At 73.8% G+C, this 5395-nt stretch carries 6 protein-coding genes; 4 read left to right on the forward strand and 2 right to left on the reverse strand.

Features of this window, described 5'->3' with window-relative positions; all coding sequences use genetic code 11:
- Together E1291_RS38650 and E1291_RS38655 are read right to left on the reverse strand one after the other, a co-directional pair.
- The coding region (locus E1291_RS38650; RefSeq protein WP_131742988.1) for a hypothetical protein at positions 1 to 187 on the reverse strand (187 nt) is incomplete at its 3' end.
- Between the two features lie 150 nt (positions 188 to 337).
- Entirely contained in the window at positions 338 to 964 is a 627-nt protein-coding gene (locus E1291_RS38655; RefSeq protein ID WP_131742989.1) for a sigma-70 family RNA polymerase sigma factor, read from the reverse strand.
- A 150-nt stretch (positions 965 to 1114) separates the two neighbouring features.
- On the opposite strand from E1291_RS38655, the gene E1291_RS38660 reads away from it, so the two are divergent.
- The 4 genes from E1291_RS38660 to E1291_RS38675 all read left to right on the forward strand — a co-directional run.
- Positions 1115 to 2644: an antibiotic biosynthesis monooxygenase gene (locus tag E1291_RS38660; RefSeq protein WP_131742990.1), complete on the forward strand. Its 1530-nt coding sequence runs from the start codon at positions 1115 to 1117 to the stop codon at positions 2642 to 2644.
- Positions 2645 to 2646: 2 nt separating this feature from the next.
- On the forward strand, positions 2647 to 2904 hold the full coding sequence (locus E1291_RS38665; protein ID WP_131742991.1) for a glutaredoxin family protein: 258 nt from the start codon (positions 2647 to 2649) through the stop codon (positions 2902 to 2904).
- 312 nt (positions 2905 to 3216) lie between these two features.
- Positions 3217 to 3987 carry a redox-sensing transcriptional repressor Rex gene (locus tag E1291_RS38670; protein WP_131742992.1) on the forward strand — a complete coding sequence of 257 codons (771 nt, stop codon included), beginning with the start codon at positions 3217 to 3219 and terminating at the stop codon, positions 3985 to 3987.
- A 28-nt stretch (positions 3988 to 4015) separates the two neighbouring features.
- Positions 4016 to 5395: glutamyl-tRNA reductase (locus E1291_RS38675; RefSeq protein ID WP_131742993.1), on the forward strand; the 1380-nt coding region annotated here is incomplete at its 3' end.

Genomic DNA, 5395 nt, shown 5'->3' on the forward strand with positions numbered 1-5395 from the left:
CCCCGGGCCGGCCGTCCTCGCTCCGGCCGGCCGCCGCGGCGGCCACCAGCCGGGCCCGCAGACCGGCGCGGAAGCGCGGGTCCGGGCCGTCCTGCGGGGCCCGGAGCAGGGCCAGCGGGCTCCCGCTCCCGGCGATCTTGTCTCGGCTGCCCCTCAACACCGCTCCCTCGCGGATCCTGGCGCTCATTGCGCTCCTGCCCGCAAAAACGACCGGATCCGGGCCCGGTTACGGCCCGATTTTACTGAAATCCCGTCCAATGACGTTGTGGGCTCGCGGACCCCGCGAGCGGAACGGCTCCGGCGGTCGTGCGCCGCCGGCGCGTTCGTGTGAACCGGTTCATCCTCTGAGGTCGTCGGGGAGCATGCGGGCGAGGGAGCGGACGGCGCGGTACTGGAGCGCCTTGATCGCGCCGGTCTTCTTGCCCATGATCAGCGCCGTCTCGGCGACGGACAGGCCGTGCAGGAAGCGGAGCACCACGCACTCCTGCTGCTCGGAGCCGAGGCGGCGGACGGCGGCCAGGAGCGTCCGGTTCGTCATCGAGTCCAAGACGACCCGTTCCGGGCCCTCCTGGGGACGGTCGGGCTCGACCAGGTCGGCCGTGCTGACCTCCAGGCGGTAGCGGCCGGACTTGAAGTGGTCGGTGACGAGGTTCCGCGCGATCGTCACGAGCCAGGCACCGAAGTCCTTGCCCTGCCAATGGAAGTCGCAGATGCGCCGGAGCGCGCGCAGGAACGTCTCGCTGGTCAGGTCCTCGGTAAGGGAATGGGAGCCGACGCGGTAGTAGACGTACCGGTAGACCAGCTCGACATAGTGGTCGTAGAGCGAGCCGAACGCCTCGGCGTCGCCGTCGCGGGCCCGCAGCACGAGCGCCTTGAGCGTCTCGGCGCGGTCGGCGCCCGGCTCGGCGTGCCGGGAGGATCGGGGCAGGGGGAAGGCCCGGGCGTCGAGGGCCAAGCTGCTCATCCAGGTCTCCTCGCGGCGTACGCGACCTCCGGCGTGATTTGCCACTCTAGATACTGAACTGTGGATATCGCCAGGTATGCCGGGCAATACGCCCGTTCGCCGGGGGAGCGGTTACCCGTCGCGGGCTCCCATCGGGCACCATGGGGCGCGATGGTCGACGCTCTTCTCGCGCTGCTGGCGACCCTGGGTGCCTCCGTGGCCACCGGGTTGCTGATCTCGCGCGCCTACAAGGACCGGCTGCTGTACCTGATCGCCTGGTCCCTCACCCAGGTCGGGCTGTCCCTCGCGCTGCTGTCGATGGGCGTGGGCTTCCTGGCCGGATTCAACGACCCCCTGTTCCGCGTCATGGAGTTCGGCGCGGCGCTGATCGGGCCGCTGTGGCTCGCGCTCGGCATGATCGAGCTGATCGCGCGCTACGTCCAGGTGCGGTTCGGCGCCTGGCTGTTCGCGGTGTCCTACACCGTCGTCGCGATCGTCATCCTCATGCTCGATCCGCTGAAGGGCTCGCTGACCAAGAGCCTGCCCAAGCCCGGCAAGACCTACGACGCGCTGCCGACGCTGCTGATCGACGTCGGGCACGTCGTCGCCGTGCTCGCGCTGGCGGGCTGCACGGGAGTCACGGCGTGGCTGGCGAGCAAGCGGGACCGCGAGGCCGGCGAGCTGCTCATCCCCATCGCGCTGGTCGCCCTCGCCGGGGTGCTGGTGGTCAGCGGCACCCGCGGGTTCCTGCCCGCCCCGGTCGTGGTGATCGCGCTGGGCGCCGCCGCGGGCCTGGTCTGGTACGGCGCGATGCGCACCATCCCGGTGTACGAGGAGGGCGACTCCTACGACGAGGAGACCTCCACCGGCGGGTACGAGCAGCAGTCCGGGTTCGACCAGCAGGGCCGCGAGCCGCAGCGGCCGGCGCTGGAGCGGCCGGGCTACGAGCAGCAGGGCTTCGAGCAGCAGGCGAACGAGCAGCAGGGTTTCGATCACCAGGGCTTTGAGCAGCCGGGGTTCGAGCAGCCGGCCCTCGACCCGGGGTTCGTCCCCGAGCCCGTGGCCGCGCCGACGCCGCTGCAGGCCACGCCCGGCCCGCCGCCGCCGATCAACCGCGGCGATCTGCGCTTCCCCGAGCAGCCGCCCGCCGAGGACCTGCGCTTCCCCGATCCCGGGGCGCCGGCCGGCGCCGACGTGCCGCGGCCCGTCGTGCCCGAGCCCGCCCCGCCGGGCGGGGTGCTCTCGGGCGGGCTGCCCCTGCCCGGGTCGCCGCCGGGGCCGCTGACGGGACCGCTGCCCGGGCCGCTGTCAGGGCCGCCGCCCGGCCCGTTGTCCGGTGGCCTTCCCGAGCCGGCCGCCGCCGGGCTGGCCGCGGCCCGCGGTCAGATCACGGTCTACACGCTGCTGGAGGGCCGCGAGGCGGCCTTCGACCGGCTCGCCGCCGATCTGGTCCAGGCGACCCGCGCCGCCGAGCCGGACACCGTGATCTTCGCGTCCCACGAGGTGGTGGGCGCCCCCACACAGCGGATCTTCTACCAGCTGTTCCGGGACGAGGCGGCCTACGCGGCGCACCGCCGGCAGCCGCACCTGCAGCGCTTCCTCGGCGAGTCGCGCACCCACGTGCTGTCCACCAACGTGATCGAGCTCAGGCTCGGCGCCGCGAAGGTCCCGCTGCCGGCACCGGAGTTCCCCGGGAGGTAGCCATGGCCGACGTCCTGATCACGCTCCTCGGCAAGCCCGGCTGCCACCTGTGCGACGACGCGCGGGCGGTGGTGGCGCGCGTCGCCGACGACCTCGGCGTCCGCTGGGAGGAGCGCGACATCACGCGCTCGGAGGAGGACACCCGGCTCTACTGGGAGCAGATCCCGGTGACCTTCGTCAACGGCGTCCAGCACGACTTCTGGCGGGTGGACGAGGATCGCCTGCGCGCCGCCGTCACGGGTGCGGCGGGCAAGCGGTAGCCGAACCGCCCCGGCGGCCCTCCCGGGACGGCCGGCGGGATGTCCGATCGGTCACACCGGCGGCTCGAGCGTCCTTCGAGAACACAGGCGAACCCTGTGCTCGCGGGGTGTCCGGGGGCGCACCGGAACCCTGGGCGAGAGCGGTAACCGGGGGGCGACTTTGTGCGCGTATTCACAAAGGCTTAACCTGGTCGGTAGCCCTGGGGCGGCCAGGCCGCGGCCCGTGCGGCCGGGCCGCGCGAGCCGGGGCGAGGGGACTCCGCCCTCCCGGCGGCGTGCCCGTCCCCAGCGTCGAGCTTCGAAGAGCAGGCCGTGACATCTCGACAGAACCGACACCGCCCGGACCGCGGCATCCCCGAAGCCACCGTGGCCAGGCTCCCCGTGTACCTGCGGGCGCTCAGCAGTCTCCAGGACCGCGGCGTCGCGACCGTCTCCTCCGAGGAGCTGGCCGCCGCCGCGGGCGTCAACTCCGCCAAGCTCCGCAAGGACCTGTCCCACCTGGGCTCCTACGGCACGCGCGGCGTCGGGTACGAGGTGGAGTACCTCGTCTACCAGATCTCCCGTGAGCTGGGCCTCACCCAGGACTGGGTCGTCGCCATCATCGGCGTCGGTAACCTGGGTCGTGCGCTGGCAGGCTACGGCGGCTTCGCCTCCCGCGGCTTCCGCGTGGCCGGCCTGCTGGACGCCGACGACTCGATCGTCGGCCAGGAGATCTCCGGCATGACCGTGCGGCACATCGACCGGCTGGAGGACATCATCGCCGACCACGGCGTGTCCATCGCCGTGATCGCGACTCCGGCCGCCGCCGCGCAGGGCATGTGCGACCGGGTGGTCGCCGCGGGCGTCACGAGCGTCCTCAACTTCGCGCCCGTCGTCCTTTCCGTGCCGGACGGCGTCGACGTGCGTAAGGTCGATCTGTCCATCGAACTCCAGATCCTCGCCTTCCACGAGCAGCGCAAGGCCGGCGGGCCGGGCGACTACGAGCCCGTGGCGGGCGGCATTCCCGGCGCGGTGGTGGCGGACGCGGCCGGCGACGGCGCGCCCCCCGGCGCGGCGCAGTACATAGAGGCGGTTGAGGCATGAGCGGCGGGAGCAGGGGCGGGAGCGGCGCATGAGCGTTCTGGTGGTGGGGCTCAGTCACCGCAGCGCCCCCGTGGCGATGCTCGAACGCGCCGCGGTGACCGGGGACGATCTGGCCAAGCTGCTGCACGCGGTGCACCGGTCCCCGAACGTCGCCGAGACCGCGATCGTCTCGACCTGCAACCGGGTCGAGATCTACGCGGTCGTCGACAAGTTCCACGGCGGGGTCTCGGCGATCTCCGAGCTGCTGGCGCTGCACTCGGGCGTCCCGATGGAGGACCTGTCGCGGCACCTGTACGTCCACTACGAGGAGCGCGCCGTCCAGCACGCGTTCGCGGTGGCGTGCGGCCTGGAGTCCATGGTCGTCGGCGAGGGGCAGATCCTCGGCCAGCTCCGGCAGGCGTTCCGGCTCGCGCAGGAGGAGGGCACCCTCGGCCGCGACCTGCACGACGTCCTGCAGCAGGCGCTGCGGGTGGGCAAGCGCGCCCACCACGAGACCGGCATCGACAAGGCGGGCGCGTCGCTGGTCAGCGTCGGCCTGGAGATCGCCGTCCGGCATCTCGGCCCGCTGGAGGGGGTGCGCGCGCTGGTCGTCGGCGCGGGGTCGATGAGCGCGCTCGCGGCGGCGACGCTGAGCCGCGCGGGCGCCCGCGAGATCGTGATCGCCAACCGCACGCAGGCGCGCGCCGAGCGGCTCGCCGCGTCGCTGGAGGTCCCCGCCCGCGCGGTCGGCCTCGCCGACCTGGACGACGCGCTCGCCGAGGCCGACCTCGTCGTGTCGTGCACCGGTGCCACGGGGCTCGTCCTGACGGGGGCGCAGCTCGCCGCGGCGGGCGCCGGCGGGCGCCGCCGGTTCCTGCTCGACCTCGCGCTTCCGCACGACATAGAACGCTCCGCCCGCGACCTTCCGGGCGTCGAGCTGGCGGGCCTGGACGATCTGCGCACCGCCGAGGAGGCCGGCAGCGCGATCGGCCCGGAGGCCGTCGAGGCCGTCCGCCGGATCGTGTGCGACGAGGTCGGCGCGTTCCTCGGCGCGGCCCGCGCCGCGGCCGTCGCGCCGACCGTGGTGGCGCTGCGCAGCAAGGCCGCGGGCGTCGTGGAGGCGGAGCTGACGCGGCTCGCCGGCCGGCTGCCCGACCTGGACGAGCGGGCCCGCAAGGAGATCGGCCAGACCGTGCGGCGCGTGGTGGACAAGCTGCTCCACGCGCCGACCGTCCGGGTGAAGGAGCTGGCGGCCGCGCCGGGCGGGGACTCCTACGCCGACGCGCTCCGCGAGCTGTTCGACCTGGACCCGAAGGCCCCGCAGGCCGTCGCGCGCGCCGACATGCGCGAGGAGGAGCCGCCGTCCGCCGAGCCCCGCCCGTGGAGCGGCGCGGCGCGTCCGGCCGTCCCGGCGGCGGCCGGCGAGGCG

It is taken from the genome of Actinomadura roseirufa (assembly GCF_900659635.1).
In the GTDB taxonomy this organism is placed as follows: domain Bacteria; phylum Actinomycetota; class Actinomycetes; order Streptosporangiales; family Streptosporangiaceae; genus Spirillospora; species Spirillospora roseirufa.

Excerpts from the sequence above, each read along its gene's own strand:
- E1291_RS38655 (WP_131742989.1), bottom strand. The coding sequence starts at position 964 with ATGAGCAGCTTGGCCCTCGACGCCCGGGCCTTCCCCCTGCCCCGATCC.
- E1291_RS38660 (WP_131742990.1), top strand. The coding sequence starts at position 1,115 with ATGGTCGACGCTCTTCTCGCGCTGCTGGCGACCCTGGGTGCCTCCGTG.
- E1291_RS38665 (WP_131742991.1), top strand. The coding sequence starts at position 2,647 with ATGGCCGACGTCCTGATCACGCTCCTCGGCAAGCCCGGCTGCCACCTG.